Annotated in this window: 8 protein-coding genes; 7 read left to right on the top strand and 1 reads right to left on the bottom strand. The window is 52.5% G+C overall.

Annotated features, from left to right (window positions below; genetic code table 11):
• The first annotated feature begins 110 nt into the window (after positions 1-110).
• Together F4V72_RS13345 and F4V72_RS13340 are read left to right on the top strand one after the other, a co-directional pair.
• Positions 111-1,391, top strand: a complete 1,281-nt coding sequence (locus F4V72_RS13345) for an MFS transporter (protein ID WP_000560753.1) — start codon at positions 111-113, stop codon at positions 1,389-1,391.
• A gap of 10 nt (positions 1,392-1,401) precedes the next feature.
• Positions 1,402-2,508 carry a Gfo/Idh/MocA family protein gene (locus F4V72_RS13340; RefSeq protein ID WP_077918477.1) on the top strand — a complete coding sequence of 369 codons (1,107 nt, stop codon included), beginning with the start codon at positions 1,402-1,404 and terminating at the stop codon, positions 2,506-2,508.
• Positions 2,509-3,096: 588 nt separating this feature from the next.
• On the opposite strand, the gene F4V72_RS13335 is transcribed toward F4V72_RS13340, so the two are convergent.
• A complete protein-coding gene (locus F4V72_RS13335; protein ID WP_023248693.1) occupies positions 3,097-3,507 on the bottom strand; it encodes a hypothetical protein in 411 nt (136 codons plus the stop codon).
• Between the two features lie 589 nt (positions 3,508-4,096).
• On the opposite strand from F4V72_RS13335, the gene F4V72_RS13330 reads away from it, so the two are divergent.
• The 5 genes from F4V72_RS13330 (at position 4,097) to tniN (ending at position 19,801) form a co-directional block, all read left to right on the top strand.
• The gene (locus F4V72_RS13330) at positions 4,097-5,281 is read left to right on the top strand and encodes an MFS transporter (RefSeq protein ID WP_157719792.1); all 1,185 of its coding nucleotides are present in this window, start codon (positions 4,097-4,099) and stop codon (positions 5,279-5,281) included.
• A 205-nt stretch (positions 5,282-5,486) separates the two neighbouring features.
• Complete coding sequence (gene tniA, locus F4V72_RS13325) at positions 5,487-5,735, top strand: MbtH family NRPS accessory protein (RefSeq protein ID WP_023248691.1); 249 nt, start codon at positions 5,487-5,489, stop codon at positions 5,733-5,735.
• Positions 5,732-10,015: a non-ribosomal peptide synthetase gene (tniQ, locus tag F4V72_RS13320; protein ID WP_136058363.1), complete on the top strand. Its 4,284-nt coding sequence runs from the start codon at positions 5,732-5,734 to the stop codon at positions 10,013-10,015. The genes tniA and tniQ overlap by 4 nt, the downstream gene beginning before the upstream one ends.
• Positions 10,016-10,044: 29 nt before the next feature.
• Positions 10,045-10,824 (top strand): SDR family oxidoreductase, encoded by a 780-nt coding sequence (tniO, locus tag F4V72_RS13315; RefSeq protein WP_023248689.1) that lies wholly within the window; start codon positions 10,045-10,047, stop codon positions 10,822-10,824.
• A gap of 4 nt (positions 10,825-10,828) precedes the next feature.
• Entirely contained in the window at positions 10,829-19,801 is an 8,973-nt protein-coding gene (tniN, locus tag F4V72_RS13310) for a non-ribosomal peptide synthetase (protein WP_150342465.1), read from the top strand.
• The last annotated feature ends 8 nt before the right edge of the window (positions 19,802-19,809 follow it).

Here is a 19,809-nt window from a genome sequence, read left to right as displayed (position 1 = left end):
AGGCGGTCGTTGGAAAGTGCCGGTTGATAGTGTCTTATTCGGCAATTGATATGACTTAAAAAGTAATTCCGTAAGCATTTCAGACGGTAACAGCAAATAAGGGTTTTATTGTGATAGCAAAATTCTTCCCGTGGTATAGCGAGATAACACGTCCACAAAAAAATGCTTTATTTTCAGCATGGCTGGGTTACGTGTTTGATGGCTTCGACTTTATGCTGATTTTCTACATTATGTATCTGATCAAGGCTGACTTAGGATTGACAGATATGGAGGGCGCATTCCTTGCCACAGCGGCCTTTATTGGGCGACCATTTGGCGGGGCGCTATTTGGTCTGCTGGCAGACAAATTTGGCCGTAAGCCGTTAATGATGTGGTCGATAGTTGCCTATTCTGTAGGTACAGGGTTAAGTGGCCTGGCTTCCGGTGTAATTATGCTGACGCTTAGTCGTTTCATTGTCGGTATGGGGATGGCGGGGGAGTATGCTTGCGCTTCAACTTATGCCGTGGAAAGTTGGCCAAAGCATTTAAAATCTAAAGCGAGCGCATTTCTGGTTTCAGGTTTCGGTATTGGTAACATCATAGCAGCCTACTTTATGCCGTCATTTGCCGAAGCGTATGGTTGGCGCGCTGCTTTTTTTGTCGGTTTGCTACCCGTTCTTTTAGTAATCTACATCCGGGCCAGGGCACCTGAATCTAAAGAGTGGGAAGAAGCCAAACTCAGTGGTCTCGGAAAGCATTCACAAAGTGCCTGGTCAGTTTTCTCTTTGTCAATGAAAGGGCTATTTAATCGAGCTCAATTTCCACTGACATTATGTGTATTTATTGTTCTGTTCTCTATCTTCGGCGCAAACTGGCCGATCTTTGGTCTACTGCCTACGTATTTGGCGGGAGAGGGCTTTGATACGGGCGTGGTCTCTAATTTAATGACGGCGGCGGCATTCGGCACTGTATTGGGAAATATCGTTTGGGGCCTGTGCGCAGATAGAATTGGTTTGAAGAAAACGTTCAGCATTGGTCTTCTCATGTCCTTTTTATTCATTTTCCCGTTATTCAGAATTCCGCAAGATAATTATTTACTGCTGGGCGCATGTTTATTCGGTTTAATGGCGACTAACGTGGGTGTTGGCGGGCTGGTTCCCAAATTCCTCTACGACTACTTTCCTCTTGAGGTTCGTGGTTTGGGTACCGGGCTGATTTACAATCTTGCTGCGACATCAGGCACATTCAATTCAATGGCGGCGACCTGGCTTGGAATAACAATGGGGCTAGGCGCTGCGCTAACGTTCATTGTTGCTTTCTGGACCGCAACAATTCTACTCATTATTGGCTTATCCATTCCGGATAGACTAAAAGCACGTCGTGAAAGGTTTCAGTCAACAAAAGAATTTTAATAGAGGATAAATGATGACGAAATACGGTGTTGTAGGTACGGGTTATTTTGGCGCTGAACTGGCGCGATTTATGTCTAAGGTTGAAGGGGCGCAAATCACTGCGATTTACGATCCGGCAAATGCGGCTCCGATAGCGAAAGAGCTGAACTGTGTCGCCACTGCAACGATGGAGGCACTTTGTACTCATCCTGATGTGGATTGCGTAATTATTGCTTCACCAAATTACTTACATAAAGCGCCGGTCATTGCGGCGGCTAAAGCGGGTAAACACGTGTTTTGTGAAAAACCTATCGCCTTAAATTACCAGGATTGTAAGGAGATGGTTGATGCCTGCAAAGAAGCTGGTGTTACCTTTATGGCGGGTCACGTTATGAACTTTTTTCACGGGGTTCGCCACGCTAAAGCGCTCATCAAAGCCGGTGAAATCGGTGAAGTTACACAAGTTCACACTAAACGTAATGGTTTTGAAGACGTGCAGGATGAGATCTCATGGAAGAAGATTCGCGCAAAGTCAGGCGGGCATCTGTACCATCACATTCACGAGCTAGATTGTACACTATTCATCATGGATGAAACCCCATCCCTGGTTTCAATGGCTGCGGGGAATGTTGCGCACAAAGGTGAAAAATTTGGTGATGAAGATGATGTTGTCCTGATCACCCTTGAGTTTGAAAGCGGTCGTTTCGCGACACTTCAGTGGGGATCATCGTTCCACTACCCTGAGCACTATGTATTAATTGAGGGCACGAGAGGTGCAATTCTCATTGATATGCAAAACACGGCTGGTTATCTAATAAAAGCGGGCAAAAAAACACACTTTCTTGTGCATGAAAGCCAGGCGGAGGATGATGATCGTCGCAACGGTAACATATCCAGTGAGATGGATGGCGCAATCGCTTATGGTAAACCCGGTAAACGTACGCCGATGTGGCTCTCATCAATTATGAAACTGGAGATGCAGTACTTGCATGATGTGATAAACGGTCTGGAGCCAGGCGAGGAGTTTGCTAAATTGCTAACGGGAGAAGCGGCGACAAATGCCATTGCTACCGCTGATGCTGCGACGCTTTCCTCAAACGAGGGGCGCAAAGTTAAACTCTCTGAAATTCTTGGCTAAAATTGAAAGCCGGATGGTAGTTTTATTGCCCGGTGGCGCTGCGCTTATGTAGACCGGATAAGGCGCCTGTGAACTGCGCCGCCATCCGGCAATGGACGGGTGACTTAATGCGAAAAAAAGCCCGTACTTTCGTACGAACTCTTTCTTTAAGATGGCGGTGAGGGGGATTGACTCGCTGCGCTCGCCCTGTGGGCGGTCTCCTCGCAGGCTCGTCGTCTGTCCAACTGGCTGCGCCAGTTGTCGAACCCCGATCGGGTGTTCTCATCCCCCCGGTAAGGTAACTTAATGCGAAATAAATATCCTCCGGCATAGCCCTGTCTCTTGATCAGGAGATCTGATCAAGAGACAGAGCCTGGCTGGGGGTTTTCCATAGACAAAAAAGCCCGTACTTTCGTACGAGCTCTTTCTTTAAGATGGCGGTGAGAGGGGATGAGTTCTCATCTTGCAGACGTAGCTGATTATCGTAACGTGACCGGACAGTGTAGTGCTGCATGGCGGTTTCCGCGCGTAGGGATACATAGGTAGTAAGTGGTCTACCCGTAGACTCAGTCAGTTATATCGCGGGAGGGGGAGTATATGGTCTGTTTTTTAAGTTGTATGATCAATGCCGGAATTATTGTTTTCTATAAAAGGTAAGCCCTCTCCATAGAGAAGCCAGTTAGAATTAACATTAAATTCAAACGACAGATGATCGATGAAAATGAGATCCGGAGCCTCTATGCCTGTGCAATAATTTAATAATATTTCAGGGTCGTATCCCTCCATTTCTTGCAGGATGAAATCTAATGCAAAAGAAGATCTGTTTTTTTCTTTGTCATCGTCATCTCGGTCAGAATGTATGGCCAGATGAAGGATCACCCACGTTAACTTAGTGCTGATATGAGATTTCCAGTTTATATATTGTTGTAACTGTATACTGCCATTCTTGTTAATGTGTTGCACAAGCAGAGAGTAAAACCCGTCGATAATTAATTGTTCTTTTGATTTATTTTTATCCATGATTAGTGCCTTATGAGAGCATTATCAGTTTCTATTGCTGATGGCTTCGTATTAACTAATACTTGATACAATTTTTTTCTGGAATGTCTATTAGATAGAAAAATATTCTAATATGCTTTATAAGCGTTATGATTCCTTTGTGTTATTGTTTGTGAATTTTATTATTACATAATGTTATTATTTTATTTTTTCTGTAATGTCTCTAATGTCTCTAATGTCTCTAATGTCTTTAATGTCTCTGTTGTCTCGATCAAATGACGCGCATGGATAACATGCAACGTGCTGTTTTAATTTATTTTTTGTTGTTTTGTTTCATTGTTGTTAAGAAAAGGTGATTTAAATCACATTTTGATAACATTGTAATTTTTTGTATGTTTTCAGCTTTGAAAATAATTTTTTAGATGATAAAACTAAGACAGAAGCCAGATGTTAATTATTTCAACGGAAAATATATTCTTAGTGAATACATTAACATATTGATAATGCGTTTTTTATTGTGCACAGACGATCTCCAGCCAGGCCGGAGGTTCCGTTCCGTGTTTTTTATGAGAATTTGAATTATTGATAAGCTGGAAATAGGATAAGTAAGGTGAAGAAAAATAGAGACAGTGCTCTGATATATACTTATCTTTTCCGTGCTTTGGGCGACTGGGCATTTCGTTTTGCAGTACCACTCTTTTTATACGCTAAAACGAATTCGGCACTGGGTACGGCTCTGGGATATATTTTAACTTTTTTACCGCAGGTTCTGTTTGCAATACCCGCAGGCGTTATGGCCGATCGCTATGATAAGAGAACGTTATTATGGCTTCTGGATTTAGTCGGTTTTGCTTCCTGCCTGATACTTGCCTTTCAGGTCCACCACCAGGCGCCAATCTCTACCATCTATACGATGATTTTTGTTATATCGTCGATTGGTACATTTTATCATGCCGTTTTTCAGGGCAGCATTCCCATCGCGATTGGCAAGCAGCGTCTCCATTGGGCAAATTCGATGGTAAATGCCGGAGACAGTTTGCTCAGTGCGCTAGGGCCTATAATTGGCGCATTGGCGGTGGTGGTACTGGGTTATGAGTTCGTCATTTATCTCAATGCGTTTAGCTATCTTGTTGCGGTCATCGTCACCCTGAGGTGTATCCATTTTGTGAGTATCCAGGTCCGTAATGTTCACGTCGGGCATATGCTAAAGGAAGGTGCTAAAGCAATAAGCAGAGATGATTTTTTAAAGTTTGGTGTTTTACTTTTCATGGCAAATAATTTTGCTATGTTTCTTTACTTAGGTGTGTTTGTTTATCATCTGAAACATAATTTTGGATTATCCGATCTTGCTGTCGGTGCCGTGTGTTCGGTCGGAGGGGCCGCGGCGATTGCCGGCAGTTTTATGGCGAAAAATATCCTTGATGAAAGAATTGGTGCGCTAAAGAAAATTTCTATTCTGGCCATATTGCTCGGTGTAGCTACGTTGTTTATGGCGATTAACCAGCCTGTTTTCTTTTCTGTAGCATGGGCGATGGTAAATTTCGTCGATGCATTGATTATGGTGACTTACTTTACTGAACGCCAGATCCGCGTTCCCGGCGAACTACTCGGCCGGGTCGTTTCTTTTTCACGTATGGTTGCGTATGCCGCTATTCCTTTAGGGGCCGGGGTCGGGGCGCTTGCAGTGGGATATTTCTCAATACCCTCTGTTATTATCGTTTCAGGTATTTTAATGACAATTTTTGGCGCATCTTCAGTATTGTTTTGTCGGTATTATCCGGAGCATGCTTTATAGCATCTTTAATACTACTGCGTTTGTGATTCGAACAGTGATTACGCCGCACGGTCATAATAGCGGCCTGGTTATATCTATTTGATATTACCATTTTTGTCGTGACTGAAAGCTAAAAATACACATTTGCTTAAAAACAGCGGAATAATCTGTGACAACTGTAATACATTAAATTTATCGGATTAAACCTATTTAAACTGGAGGGGGTATGGGTCCAATTGATTTACAAGGTACAGGAAAAGAAGATGAATATAGCGTCGTGAAGAATAGCGAAGGTCAATTTTCTATCTGGCTCCTTGAATTACCTTTGCCGGAGGGGTGGCAGGTTTCTGGTTTTATCGGCAAGAAACAAGATTGTCTGGATTATATCAGGAAAGAATGGCGCGATATGCGGCCTTTCACATTGCAATGTGCAGAGCAACGGTTATCACCGCAGAAGAGTGAGAGAATATTGTGAGCCAACAAATAAGCCTGGAAGATATTTTTCTCTTATATAAAGACAGAATAGCGGTCGTTGATGCGGATTGTGCGATGAGCTATGGCGAGCTTGACGAACTGAGCGCTGCACTGGCCGAAACGCTGCTCCCGTATCGACATTCCGGAAATAAGGTAATCCTGGTACTTGACCGAAGCATCGAGGCGTTGGTCGCGATTAGCGCGTCTATTCGGGCAGGTATCTGTTATGTCCCGCTTGAATGGGACGGGCATGATACCCATGCCTTTGAACGCCTTCAGGGATGCGGCGATATCCCCGCGGTAGCCGTCAGCAGACATGCTCAGGCGCTGTCCGACCTCGGTATTGCGCATATTGCAATGGACAATCTTTCACGTGACCGGGGCCGCAACGTATCGCGCGATAGCTTCCCTGATATCGATGCGAATCACCTGATTTATACCATTTATACGTCAGGCTCTACCGGGATATCAAAGGGGGTGGATATTACCCGTGCCAGCATCTGGCACTACACTACCTCGCTCATCTCGCTTTTATCGATAAACGAGTCGCTCAGCTACGCCTATATGTCGAGTTTATCGGCAGATCTTGGTAATACCAGCCTTTTTTTATCACTCCTTACCGGGGGAACTCTGCATTTCATCAGTGACACCCTGCGTAGGGATGCGTGCGAGTTTCAACGTTATATGCGCGAGCAGCGTATAGATGTGGTGAAAATTACCCCTTCCCATTTTACCAGCCTGACGATGCATCACTACACCGATTTTACGCTTAAGTGGTTAATTTTCGGCGGGGAATCCTTGCAATCAGAGCGTGTCAGGACGGTGTTTCAGAAGGGGTGGGCACGGGCCGTGGCAAACCATTATGGTCCGACTGAAACCACGGTCGGTGTGGCACTTTTTCCGATGCGTAATCTGAATGACGTCCCTGACGATCTCGTGGTGCCCGTGGGTTTTCCTATTGGTCAAAGCCGTTTTGAACTGGTCGATGAAGAAGGGCAGAGGTTGGCCGGAGAGGCTGTGGGTGAATTAATGATAGGAGGCCCTGGCGTAGCGGCCGGCTATACCAACGATCCTCAACTGACCACTACGAAATTTTATCGGCTGCCACATCGAATGGCGGACGGTCCGTTTTATGCCTCGGGAGATCTCTTCAGAAGGTCGAAAACAGGAGCGTATATTTTTATCGGTCGCAAAGATCGTCAGGTAAAAATCCGCGGTTATCGCGTCGATCCTGACGCAATCGAGGCGCTGATCGCTTATGAAGATGACGTTGAATCTGCTGCAATCTTTGCCTGCGACAGCGACAGACCCGGCCATTCGCAGCTGGTAGCGTGTATCGTTCCAAAGCAACCCGCTGAGGATTCGGTATTGTCCATACAGAGCTTACTGTCGCGTATTCTTCCCGCGCACATGATGCCGGGGCGGATAGTACTGCTGTCCACAATGCCCGTCACCGACAATGGAAAAGTGGATTATAAGGCGCTGAAAGCTCAGCTATCCGTTCCCGCCCGGCACGTTGAGAATACCCTCCACGTCGCCGGGCTGGAGGGTAACGAACGGGTTGCCGCTTCCGCATGGCGTCAGTGTCTGGGGAGCCATCCTCACCGCTATGATGAAAATTTTTACGACGCTGGCGGTGATTCGATACTGGCTATCCAGCTGCTTTCCCTGCTGCAGAATGAAAACTATCCAGTTCGCGCCTCGCACTTTTACCAGGATCCCACGTTTACCCGGCTGATTCAGGCCATGGATACTGAACTTCAACCCGCCGTTTCCCCTCAGCAAGGCATCTCTGAACGATACCTGGCTCCTGTTCAACACTGGTTCTTTGAGCAGTTTCCTCAGGGGGTCGATCGCTGGTCGCAGGCTATGGTTATTGATGCGGCGCAGAAGATCAATGTTGCGGCGTTTCGCAAGGCGCTGGACGGGTTGCTGAAAGCGCACCCGATTCTGGGGACCTGCTTCATTCAGCGTACAGGAGGCTGGAGCGTAGAGGATAACGTGTGCGAAGTGGCGGACATTTTCCGTTGCCTGGAGCTGCAGGGGAGCGCCGAAGAGCTGGAAAATATGATAGAACGCGCGCATCAGGAGATTGCGATCCGTACAGGCCAGCTCTTGCGTATATGGCTACTGAAGGGGCTCGACGGTCACGATCGCCTGCTGATGGTTTGTCATCATCTGGTAATTGACGGCGTCTCGTGGCGAATTCTGATTGACGATTTGGCGCGATTATACGAATCGGCCCGGGATAATATCCAGCGCAGCGTGGCGATTGAACCGCGGCTGTACTGGTCCTGGTCTCGTCAACTGAAGACGCTGGCGGCGACTCTGCCTGCGGAGGAGGTATACCCGGAAGCAGCCGCAAACCTCGCGAAGCTGCGTAATGATTTTAGGCTGGGTCCAAACAGCGAAGGAAGCGCAAACACGCTCTGGATTGGGTTTGACGAGCGGCAGTCTCACGCGCTGTTGCGTGATATTCCCCGACAGCACTGCGTGGCGATTCAACACCTGCTATTGGCCGCGTATGTGCGCAGCGTCGCTGACGTTCTGGCATCCGGCGGCACGCATCTGTCTGTTGATATTGAAAGCCACGGGCGCCAGCTGTTCGAGGATGAGCTGGAGATGAACCGTGCGATGGGATGGTTTACTGCCGTCTATCCCCTGATAGCCGAAGTTGTGGATGGCGAACCTGTTCTTCTTACGGCCCGCCGACTGGCGAACCTGGCGGAAAAGCAAGCCGACGCTGGCGCACTATACGGTATCCGCCGCTACTTATCCGATGCTCCCCGGAAAAGCGTTAAAGGGTCTGAACTCTGTTTTAACTTTCTCGGTCATTTTGGCCTCGATTCTGATGCGTCGCTTGGCTGGTCATGGTCGAACCTCTATCCCGGAGCCGCGCGACACCCTGATGTATCTCGCGTGCATCTACTGAAGCTGACGGGACGCGTGGTGGCGAACCGGCTGACACTTGATTTGTCCTACTCCAGTAATGTCCATTCCCGTCAGACCATTACCCGTATTGGGGAGCGGTTTATTGGGCTGCTCAATGATGCCCTGCAGAAGACGGGCGTGAATGCGGTTGCGGAACAAACCTCAACCTTGTTCAGCGAGCACAACAGCACGGGTCTTCTCACGTATATTCCGTCCGCCCTCAGTGGGTTGCGTGAAACTCGACCCTCCGGTGCGCTTCGGGCGGTGCTGCTGACAGGAGCGACCGGCTTTATCGGCATCTACTTGCTAAAAATGTTGCTGGCAACCCCTGGCTGTGTCGTGCATTGCCTGGTACGTGGCGACGATCAGCGCTCTGCTCAGGAACGGTTGTGGGAACGCTTCTGCTGGTACTTCCCGCACGCCGATCGTGATGCATTGAGCGCCCGGGTGGTGGTTCATGAGGGGAGCCTGAACTCAGTCGGCTTTGGCCTTGCTCCGGCAGCGTTCACCCGGCTGGCAAGAGAAATCGATACGGTGGTCCATGCCGCTGCGGATGTGCGGCTGATGGCGCCTCTGGATGAACTTCGCCAGACCAACGTGGAGGGCACCTGCGCCATCGTCGAGTTTTGCCACATGGAACGCGCCAAGCGGCTTCATTTTGTCTCGACACTGAGCGTGGCGGGCATCGTAACGGATAAGCAAAGCTTCAGTGAAGATCATTTGCACATCGGGCAAAGCTTTATGACGCCGTATGAGCAAAGCAAATATGAGGCCGAACTTGTCGTCAGGGCATTTATCCGGGAGGGCGGGAGCGCATGCATTTACCGAACCGGCAGCGTGTCTGCAGATTCAACGGGAACCTTCCAGATCAACATTGAAAGCAACCGGTTGATGCAGTCGTTGAACACCTATGTGCTGAGCGGACTGATCCCTGACCGTGAGGAAGACCTTTTGCTCTGCCGGGTTGACGATCTTGCGCATGCGATCGTCAGGATTGTGATGAATACCTGTATCTCGGGCAGAACATTCCACATGACGCCTGATGCGGAATTTATGCATAACGACCTGGTGGAGGTGTTACAAGCCTCCGGATTCTCTGTGCAACTGGCGAGTACCGAAAAGTACTTGTCGGCGCTGCGCAAGATGGATGCAGATTTTCCTCGCGAAGCGGCTCTGGGCCAAATGTGGTCGACGCGGCCCTCGCGTAAGGTCCGCATCGATGCTGCCGTCACGCACACCTTGCTGAAACGTCTGGATGCAGAAATTCCCCCGGTGGATCGGGCCTGGTTTACTCGCTTTTTAGCTTGCTGCGTGGAGAGAGGTTTTCTCCCCGGCTCGACAAAAGTCTAATTTTCACAGCATGACATCCTGAGGCTTACATGAACAATTTTGAAAATCGTATTGCTGTCGTGACAGGCGCCAGCGCAGGGATAGGTTATAGCATTGTTAACGCGTTACTGGAGGCTGGCGTCCGGGTGGTGGGAAATGCCAGGCGCGCCCAAAGGCTTGACGATATGACTACTGGGGCTGAAAAACGCTACGGCGAACGGCGCTTCGTAGGGGTGACGGGAGATATCAACAAAGAGGAAACCCTCGTCAAATTGATGGCCGCCAGTCAGGCGGCGTTTGGTGAAACGCCAGATATCTTCGTTGTGAATGCGGGGCGCGGGCTGCCGGGCTCGTTGCTCCAGTCCGACCAGTCGTTGTGGGCATCGTTATTTGAGTTGAACTGTTTATCTGCCATGGCGCAGATGAAGTCAGCGGCACAGGTCATGGTTGAACGTGCGAAAAGACGCGCCGGGCAGCCGCTGGCGCAGGACATTATCATCCTGGGCTCCATTGTCGGACGGCATCTGTCACCCGTTAATCCCATCTATGGTGCGACCAAGTACGCGGTTAATTCCCTCGCGGAAGCGCTCAGACGTGAAGTTTGCGAACACTGGGTGCGCGTCACCCTTATCGAACCGGGAACCGTGAAATCGGAATTCCAGGAAGTGGCCGGGTACGATGCGCAGGCCTTTGCTGCATATGAGCAGCAGAGCGGCCCTTTTGTGACGGGTGACGATGTCGCTAACTTCCTCATGTTTGCTGTGAGTCAGCCACCGCATGTGCACTTTAACAATGTCGTGATCCGTCCGACACGCCAGGTTTACCCGTAACCATATGAAAATAAATAATATAGTAGATTTTCCTGCTGCGATGACGCTGGTGTCACTGTTCGAAGAGCAGGTCAGAAAAACGCCTGACGAGGTAGCCTTAGTTTCAGATGAGATGACGCTTACCTTTCAGGAGCTAAACACGCTTGCTAACCGCCTTTCTGAACCTCTCAGAGAGCATGGCGTCACTGCGGGGAGTGTGGTCGGCCTGTGTATGCAGCGCTCTGCGATGGCTATTGCAACGTTGCTGTCCATTCTGAAGTCGGGTGCGGCCTATCTGCCCATTTCGACAGAGGCACCCGCCGAACGGCGAGCGTTTATGCTGCGTGACAGCCAGGCTATTTTGGTCGTGGCCGATGACGCGCAACTGGTGCATTTTGCCACGACCGACGTGATGGTATTGTCCGGGAAAGCCCTGGCCGCAGCGGCGCAAACCGCAGTGGATACCCGTCCCGCTCATCCTGTGACGTCTTCCGATGTGGCGTGGGTTCTCTATACCTCTGGATCGACAGGGCAACCAAAAGGCGTGCTCGGTAGTCATCGCGCCTGTGTCGTAAGGCTCCAGGCTATGTGGTCGCACCAGCCCTTCATCAGGGGAGAGCGCTGTTTCCTCAATACCGCTTTCACTACGGTCGACTCCTTCTGGGAAATTTTTGGACCGCTGTGTGCAGGGCATGCACTCTGCGTGCTGAATGATGACCTGTTGCGTGATCCTTCGCGCCTGCTGCCGGAACTGGCGACGCTAAAGATACGTCGTATATGTATGGTGCCCTCCCTGTTGGCGACATGGCTGGAAATCTACCCCTCGCTTTCACGTGTCGTCCCGGCGTTGCAGCTTTGGGTAGTGAGCGGAGAGGCGTTAACCGTTTCGCTATGCGAACGCTTTCGGATAGCGATGCCTGAGGCGCATCTGATTAATCAGTATGGCCTGACGGAGAGCTGTGCGGACATCACGACCTTTGATACCTGGGGCTGGACAGCTCCCCCGGACTATGGAAGCCACTATGTGCCTGTCGGCAAGCCGTTTGAGGGGACATCGATGGTGGTAGTGGATGCGGGACAGCAACCGCTCCCGGATGGACAGGCTGGCGAGCTATGCATAGCGGGACTCTCGCTGTGTAATGGTTATCTGAATCGCCCGGATCAGGAAGGGCAGCGATTTGTCTCCCTGAATATTGAGGGTGAGAACGTGCGGGTCCTGAGGACCGGCGATAAAGTCATCAGGCTGGCGAGCGGCGATCTGATTCATCTTGGGCGGATCGACAGCCAGATAAAACTACGTGGTTACCGTATTGAGCCAGGGGAAGTTGAAAACCTGCTGTGTGACCATCCGTCTGTGAAACAAGCGGCTATCGTTTTCGATGCTGACCAGCAGCGTCTTGTCGCTTTCCTCGCCGTGCGTGAGGGGACGTATGATGCTGAAGATGCGCTGATCGACTCATTGCGTCGCTACGCTGAGACAACGCTGCTGCCATATATGCGTCCGACCACCTATGTTCTCAACGACGTCCTTCCCACAACGGCGACCGGGAAGATTAACCGTCAGGCATTGCGCATTCCGGATGAGAATAAGCCTCCTCTTACGGCCTATGTTGAACCGCAGCAGGGTATCGAGCTAGATATTGCCCAGGCTATGGCTGAGGTACTGGGACTACAGCGTATCGGCGCGACTGATAACTTTCTTTATCTGGGCGGAAATTCGTTGCAGGCGATGAAAGTGATGGCCCTGTTGCGTACCCGAGTCACCGTGGACATCGTACCTTCCCTGTTTTTCCCTGACCCGACGCCGCGGGCTATCGCAAGGGCGCTGGCGGATGCCGGTGCCAGCCGCGCTGAGACAGAATTGCGGCCAGTGCAGCATGGACGTTACTGCCGGGCTTCATTTACCCAGGAAAGGCTCTGGGTTCTCGACCGTCTGGGGGGTAGCAAAGCGGCATATACGATAGTCTGGCACCTGCAAATGCAGGGCGAGGTTAATATCCCTGCATTGAACGCAGCGCTGAACGTGATCGTTGCCCGACATGACTCCCTGCGGACCCGGTTTCAGGAACGTGACGGTGAGTGTCTGCAGGAGATTATGCCTGCTGAAACCTTGTCTCTTGACGTTGAGTCTCTGACCACAGGTGAATGCGAACAGCGTTTAAACCAGCTCGCTAACCGGGAATTTGATTTAACGCGCGGGCCGCTATACCGCTTTGAACTGCTGCAATCCGGCGACAGAAACTTTTCGTTAGCCATAGTACTTCATCATATCGTCTGTGACGGCTGGTCTGTCGACGTCCTGGCGCGCGAGCTGTGCGAGCTCTACACCGCCAGGGAGGAAGAGCGTGAAGCTATCCTGCCGGAACTGCCTGTTCAGTTTGCCGACTTTGCGCTGTGGCAGAGGCAGATGCTGGATAAGCCGGAAGCGGCGCGGCGCCTGGCGTACTGGAAAAACAAACTTCAGGGCGCACCGGCCGGGCTGGAGCTGCCGACAGATCGCCCCAGACCGGCAGTGGCAAGCTATCGCGGGGCACATGTGCCGGTCACGCTTGCTCCCGAAACGGTTGAAGCGCTGCGAGCCCTGGCGCAGCGCCAGGGGGTGACCCTTTATATGGTGCTGCTGGCGGCATTTCAGGTGGTGCTGTCGCGCTGGAGCGGTCAGGACGATGTCGTGGTCGGCTCGCCCGTCGCGGGGCGTATGCTGGCGGAAACGGAACCGATGATTGGCTTTTTCGCTAACACGCTGGCGTTGCGCGGAGATTTGTCCGGCAACCCGTCGTTTGAGACGCTGCTGCACCGGACGCGGCAGACCGCGCTGGAAGCTTACGAGAACCAGGACGTCCCCTTTGAACGGATCGTGGAGGCGCTACAGCCGGTGCGAGATCTTTCACGGCAGGCCATTTTTCAGGTGATGCTGGCCTTGCATCCGCAGTTCAGCGATCTACAGATGCCGGGGATATCCCTGCGCGCCGAAGAGAGGCTACCAGAAAGCGCAAAGTTCGATCTTGCGCTTGAGCTAACGGAGACCCGTGATGGGCTTTCAGGTCAGCTAGAGTATGCCCTCGATCTCTGGGACAAGGAAAGCGCAGAACAGATTGTCCAGTGCTTATCAACGTTGCTGCAATCTCTGCCCGACACCGTTGAATGCCCTCTATCGCAGCAGCCGCTGCTGACGGCTGCCGGGCAATATCAGTTGCTTACCGAATGGAACAACACGGCGGAAGATTACCCCCACGATCAATGCATCGCGTCGTTGTTTGAGGCTCAGGCAGAGCAAACGCCCGATGCGCTCGCCGTCTATTTTGATGGCGAGGAGATCGACTATCGTGAACTGGACCGTCGGGCGGAGCAGGTGGCTTCCCGCCTCGTGCACGCGGGGATTGGCCCGGATTGCGTGGTCGGGCTGTTTGTGGAGCGCTCCATTGAGATGATTTCCGGGCTGCTGGGGATCCTGAAGTCTGGAGCTGCCTACCTGCCGCTGGATACGGATTATCCGCCAGACCGGATCGCTTATATGCTGGAGGATGCGCAGGTTCCCGTTGTGTTGACCCAGCGCCGTCTCCTGGCGAGGCTGCCGGAGACGTCTGCCTGCTGCATGTTCATTGATGACGAAACTTCAGAGACGGCGCTCCCGCCCCGGAAAGCGCGCAACATCAATGCTCATCATCTCGCGTACGTCATTTATACATCAGGTTCTACGGGGCGTCCTAAAGGGGTGATGATTAGCCACTTCAGCATCCTGAATCACCTGAGCTGGATGCAAAGAACGCACCGGCTGACCCCCGACGACCGCGTGCTCCAGAATGCGCCTGTTAGTTTTGATGTCTCTGTCTGGCAGCTCTTTTGGCCGCTACTCAATGGTGCGGGGCTGGTAGTGACCAGCCCCGAAGGGCATCGCGACCTGAGCTATCTGTCCAGTTTAATTGAGTCGTCCCGGGTCACGGTTATGCATATGGTGCCATCGATGCTTCAGGCTCTGGTGGACATTGTGTCGCCGCATACCCTGCGTCGGGTCCGCGATTTTATTGTCGGTGGTGAGGCGTTGCCCCCGTCACTGCTACAGGATTTTTCCCAACGTTTTGACTGCAGACTACATAACCAATACGGTCCAACGGAAACCTCTGTAGAGGTAAGCTGGCATCAGTGCTCTGCCGATGAAGATCGTCTGGTCGTGCCGATTGGTGCTCCGCTAAGCAATACCCGACTGTACGTGCTGGACAGGTATTTCAATTTATGCCCGGTTGGGGTGCCCGGTGAATTGTATATCGCCGGAGCGGGGCTGGCTCGTGGTTACCTCAACCGACCAGACATCACCGCTGAACGCTTCCTCCCGGATCCTTTCAGTGACGGGCAGAGAATGTATCGCACTGGCGATCTTGCCCGATGGACAGCCAGAGGCGTGCTCGAATATCTTGGCCGAATCGATCACCAGGTTAAAATACGCGGCTTCCGGGTAGAAACGGGCGAAATTGATACCTGCTTGCTGGCGCACCCCGGTATCCACCAGGCGATTGTCGTTCCCTGGTCCAGTGAGCAAAAGCCGCTGCAGCTTGTTGCTTACCTTGTGCTGAAGGATCCGGCATTGCAGACTGCCGAGGTGCAGGTATATCTGCGCCGGTTCCTGCCAGAACATATGATTCCGGCGGCTTTCGTGACGCTGGGCGCACTGCCGTTAACCCCAAACAGCAAGGTTGATCGTAATGCATTACCACCGCCAACTTTCGTGACGCGTCAGCGCCAAGCCGTGCCGCCGCGGACTTCAGAAGAGTTTGCGCTCTGCGAAATCTGGGGCCTGTTGCTAAATTGTCCTGAGGTCGGGATTGAGGACGATTTCTTCGCGCTAGGTGGACACTCCCTGCTTGCCATGCGCATGGTGGCAATGGTACGTGCGCGTCTCGGAGCCGAGCTGCCGCTGCGTGAGATTTTTGATGCGCCAGTAATTGTGCAACTGGCATCACGGCTGGCGCATTATCAGGCCCGGGAGGAGGGCTCTTCTCCGATTGGCATTACGCCACGGGACGGCAATCAGCCGCTGAGACTGTCATTTTCTCAGGAGCGTCTTTGGTTCCTCGACCGTCTGGTTGAGGCCGGGGTGGCCTATAATGTACCTTGGTCGCTCGAGATGCGCGGCGAGCTACAGACCGCCGCGCTGGAGTGGGCAATTAATCAGGTGATTTGCCGCCACGAAAGTTTACGTACAGTATTCCGTAACAGCAACGGCACGGCCGTTCAAACGATCGTGCCAGCCGAGAATGAGTCCCTTGTGTCGCAATCTGTCCCGGAATATGCGCTCGATAATGTCTTGCAGACGGTAGCTGAGTATAAGTTTGAACTGCAAACCGGCCCGCTGTATCGCTTCCGGCTTTACCGGCTATCTGCTGAACGGCATGTGCTCGCCTTTGTCGCCCACCACATTATTTGCGACGGCTGGTCTGTCGACGTCCTGGCGCGCGAGCTGTGCGAGCTCTACACCGCCAGGGTGGAAGAGCGTGAAGCTATCCTGCCGGAACTGCCTGTTCAGTTTGCCGACTTTGCGCTGTGGCAGAGGCAGATGCTGGATAAGCCGGAAGCGGCGCGGCGCCTGGCGTACTGGAAAAACAAACTTCAGGGCGCACCGGCCGGGCTGGAGCTGCCGACAGATCGCCCCAGACCGGCAGTGGCAAGCTATCGCGGGGCACATGTGCCGGTCACGCTTGCTCCCGAAACGGTTGAAGCGCTGCGAGCCCTGGCGCAGCGCCAGGGGGTGACCCTTTATATGGTGCTGCTGGCGGCATTTCAGGTGGTGCTGTCGCGCTGGAGCGGTCAGGACGATGTCGTGGTCGGCTCGCCCGTCGCGGGGCGTATGCTGGCGGAAACGGAACCGATGATTGGTTTTTTCGCCAACACGCTGGCGTTGCGCGGAGATCTGTCCGGCGACCCGTCGTTTGAGACGCTGCTGCACCGGACGCGGCAGACCGCGCTTGAAGCTTACGAGAACCAGGACGTCCCCTTTGAGCGGATCGTGGAGGCGCTACAGCCGGTACGCGATCTTTCACGGCAGGCGATTTTTCAGGTGATGTTTGGCCTCTACTCGCCCGACCATCAGCTGCAGATGACAGGCCTGGAACTGGAGGGGCGCGAAGGTCGTACCCACAGTGCGAAAATCGACCTTAACCTTGAGCTGACCGAAACGGCTAATGAGGTATCTGGCCACATTGAGTACCTCACCGGCTTATGGGACGAGGAGACAATGTTACGTTTCAGCAGCCACCTGCTGAACGTTCTGCGAGACGTGGCGGTGGATAGCACGCGCCGCCTTTCTGGGGTGGATATGCTGGGGGAGCAGCAACGCTATCAACTGCTGACATCCTTCAATGCGACGCGTGCGGGTTATCCGACCGGGTATTTGTTGCATCACTTGTTTGAGCGTAATGCGCAGGAAAATCCACAGCGTCTTGCGCTGGTATTCAGACAGCAATCGTACACCTACGGCGAGCTTAACCGTCGGGCGAATCGGCTGGCAAATCATCTGATTCATTCCGGTATTGGCCCGGACGATCGCGTAGCGCTCCTGCTGGAGCGAACCCCCGCGATGCTGGTGGCACTTCTGGGCGTCCTGAAAGCAGGCGCGGCCTACGTTCCCCTTGATACTGGTTATCCGGAGGAGCGGGTCGAATACATGCTGCGACACTGCCAGCCGAAGCTCTTACTGGGCGGTGAAGATGATGTGGCCCCCTATGGCAGCACCGGCATACCTTGCCTCGTTCTGGATGATGAAGGCCATAGCCCGCTGGTCTCTGGCGTTTCAGACTGCGATCCCGAACCTGTGCTGGTGGGGCTGACGCCCGAGAACCTTGCCTACATTATCTATACCTCAGGATCGACCGGACGCCCGAAAGGCGTGATGCTGCCCCACGGTGCAGTCATCAACTTCCTGTATGCAATGCGCGACCGTCTGGGCTTTACGGCGAATGATGGCATGCTTGCCGTGACGACGCCGTCATTTGATATCGCGGTGCTGGAGCTCTATTTACCGCTCATCACCGGAGGTCGAATTGTCTTAACCAGTCGTAAAGAGATGCGCGATGGTGCCGCTCTTGCCCGGCTCGTGGCCCATCGAGACGTTACTTTCATGCAGGCAACGCCGTCGACATGGCGAATGATGCTGGAAGCTGGCTGGCAGGGTAGTCCACAGCTCACAGCGCTGTGTGGTGGAGAGGCGCTCGATCGGGAGTTATGCAATCGACTGGTTTGCGCCACGCGTCGTTTCTGGAACATGTATGGCCCGACGGAGACGACGGTCTGGTCAACCTGTCAGCGTATTGAGGATGTCGACACGCCGATCTCGATTGGTACTCCTGTCGCAGAAACCACCGTGAGGATCCTTAACGGTCAAGGATTGTTGCAGCCCGTTGGCGTGGCTGGTGAACTGTACATCGGCGGGGCCGGGCTGGCGCGCGGCTATCTCTGGCAACCGGAGTTAACTGCTGAACGTTTCATCCCCGATAGGTACTCGGAGGAACCGGGAATGAGGCTGTATCGTACCGGAGATCTGGCCCGTTGGCGCAGAGACGGGACCATTGAATATCTGGGACGTAACGATCATCAGGTGAAGCTGCGGGGATTCCGTATTGAACTCGGGGAAATTGAAGCGTGTTTACAGGCGCATCCTGCCGTTCGCGAGTGCATTGTTATGGTCCGTGAGGATCGCACAGGCGAAAAACGGCTTGTTGCTTATATTGTGGCTAACGCGGATTTGGGGACATCCCCGGTTGCAGTGCTGCGCGCTCACGCTTCGCAAACGTTGCCCGAGTTTATGGTACCTACGGCAATAGTCACCCTACCGGCTTTCCCACTTACGCCAAACGGAAAAGTCGATCGTAATGCGATGCCTGAACCGGATCTGACGTCACTGGCCACTCGGGAGTATGCCGCGCCGAAGGGCCACGTGGAAATGGCGTTGGCGGAGATCTGGCAGCAACTGCTGGGGGTTTCTAGGGTGGGGCGTACCGATCACTTCTTTGAGCTGGGGGGACATTCTCTGCTTGCTCTGAGGCTCATAGAAGGCATCAACGCTACGCTGGGCGTTGAGTTTGCATTACGGGATCTCTTTGCCAATCCCGTTCTGTCTCAGATGGCGAAACAGCTGACCGCCCAGGATAAGAAGGACGTGGCAACGTCGGACAGGCCGAATCTGGTTCATCTGCGTCGCGGTCGTTCACCCGTTAAGCTCGTCTGTATTCATCCCGGCGGAGGCGGGGGAATTGGGGAAGCTTACGCTCCGTTGATTGGCGCGTTGAGTAAGGAGATGGACGTGACAGGCATCAGCGCCGTCGATCTCGATACGTTGACTAGACCGGAGGCTAGCGTTCCTGAAATCGCTGCAAATTATCTTCACCAGCTGTCTGACATTATTCAGACGCCGTGGATCCTTGTGGGGTGGTCAGCTGGAGGGCTCATTGCGTATGAGATGACGCGACTGGCAATGAAAAACGGTTGTATACCACTGGGGACGCTGCTTATTGACAGCTATCCACATACCCGTGACACGATGCCTGATGAACGCGAAGTTCGAGTGGAATTTTACGAATTTCTTCAGCGGATTGGCTGGCTGACGCCGCAGACGGGTGGGGGAAATAATGATGCACTTTCGTCGACGGAAAGCGCCTTGTTCGAAGCAATTCTCGGCAGGATGCAATCCAGCGGTGAAGAGCGGGTCAATATTACAAGAAATGAGCTGGAATATATTTACCAGGTCTTCTCAACATTGCAGGAGGCTTATTATAAATACCAGATCCCAGATTACGACGGGAATATAGATCTGTTTATTGCCAGAGATTCAGACACGGATCCCGGTGAGTTTTGGGCCAACAGGGTGAGGGCTGGATTAACAATTACGCCAGTGAATGGCACTCACTACAGCATGTTGTTCCAGGAAAATGTTACGCCGATAGCTCTGCGTATTCAGCAGCTCTGTGTGAACTACGACGCTCTCACGCAGTTTGATGAGTCATTTTAGAAAAAAAG

It is taken from the genome of Salmonella enterica subsp. diarizonae (assembly GCF_008692785.1).
Classification (GTDB): domain Bacteria; phylum Pseudomonadota; class Gammaproteobacteria; order Enterobacterales; family Enterobacteriaceae; genus Salmonella; species Salmonella diarizonae.
The sequence above is the reverse complement of the archived record's forward strand: the minus strand, read 5'-3'. Positions and strand labels throughout refer to the sequence as shown.

Excerpts from the sequence above, each read along its gene's own strand:
- tniO (WP_023248689.1), top strand. The coding sequence starts at position 10,045 with ATGAACAATTTTGAAAATCGTATTGCTGTCGTGACAGGCGCCAGCGCA.
- F4V72_RS13335 (WP_023248693.1), bottom strand. The coding sequence starts at position 3,507 with ATGGATAAAAATAAATCAAAAGAACAATTAATTATCGACGGGTTTTAC.
- F4V72_RS13340 (WP_077918477.1), top strand. The coding sequence starts at position 1,402 with ATGATGACGAAATACGGTGTTGTAGGTACGGGTTATTTTGGCGCTGAA.
- tniN (WP_150342465.1), top strand. The coding sequence starts at position 10,829 with ATGAAAATAAATAATATAGTAGATTTTCCTGCTGCGATGACGCTGGTG.
- tniA (WP_023248691.1), top strand. The coding sequence starts at position 5,487 with ATGGGTCCAATTGATTTACAAGGTACAGGAAAAGAAGATGAATATAGC.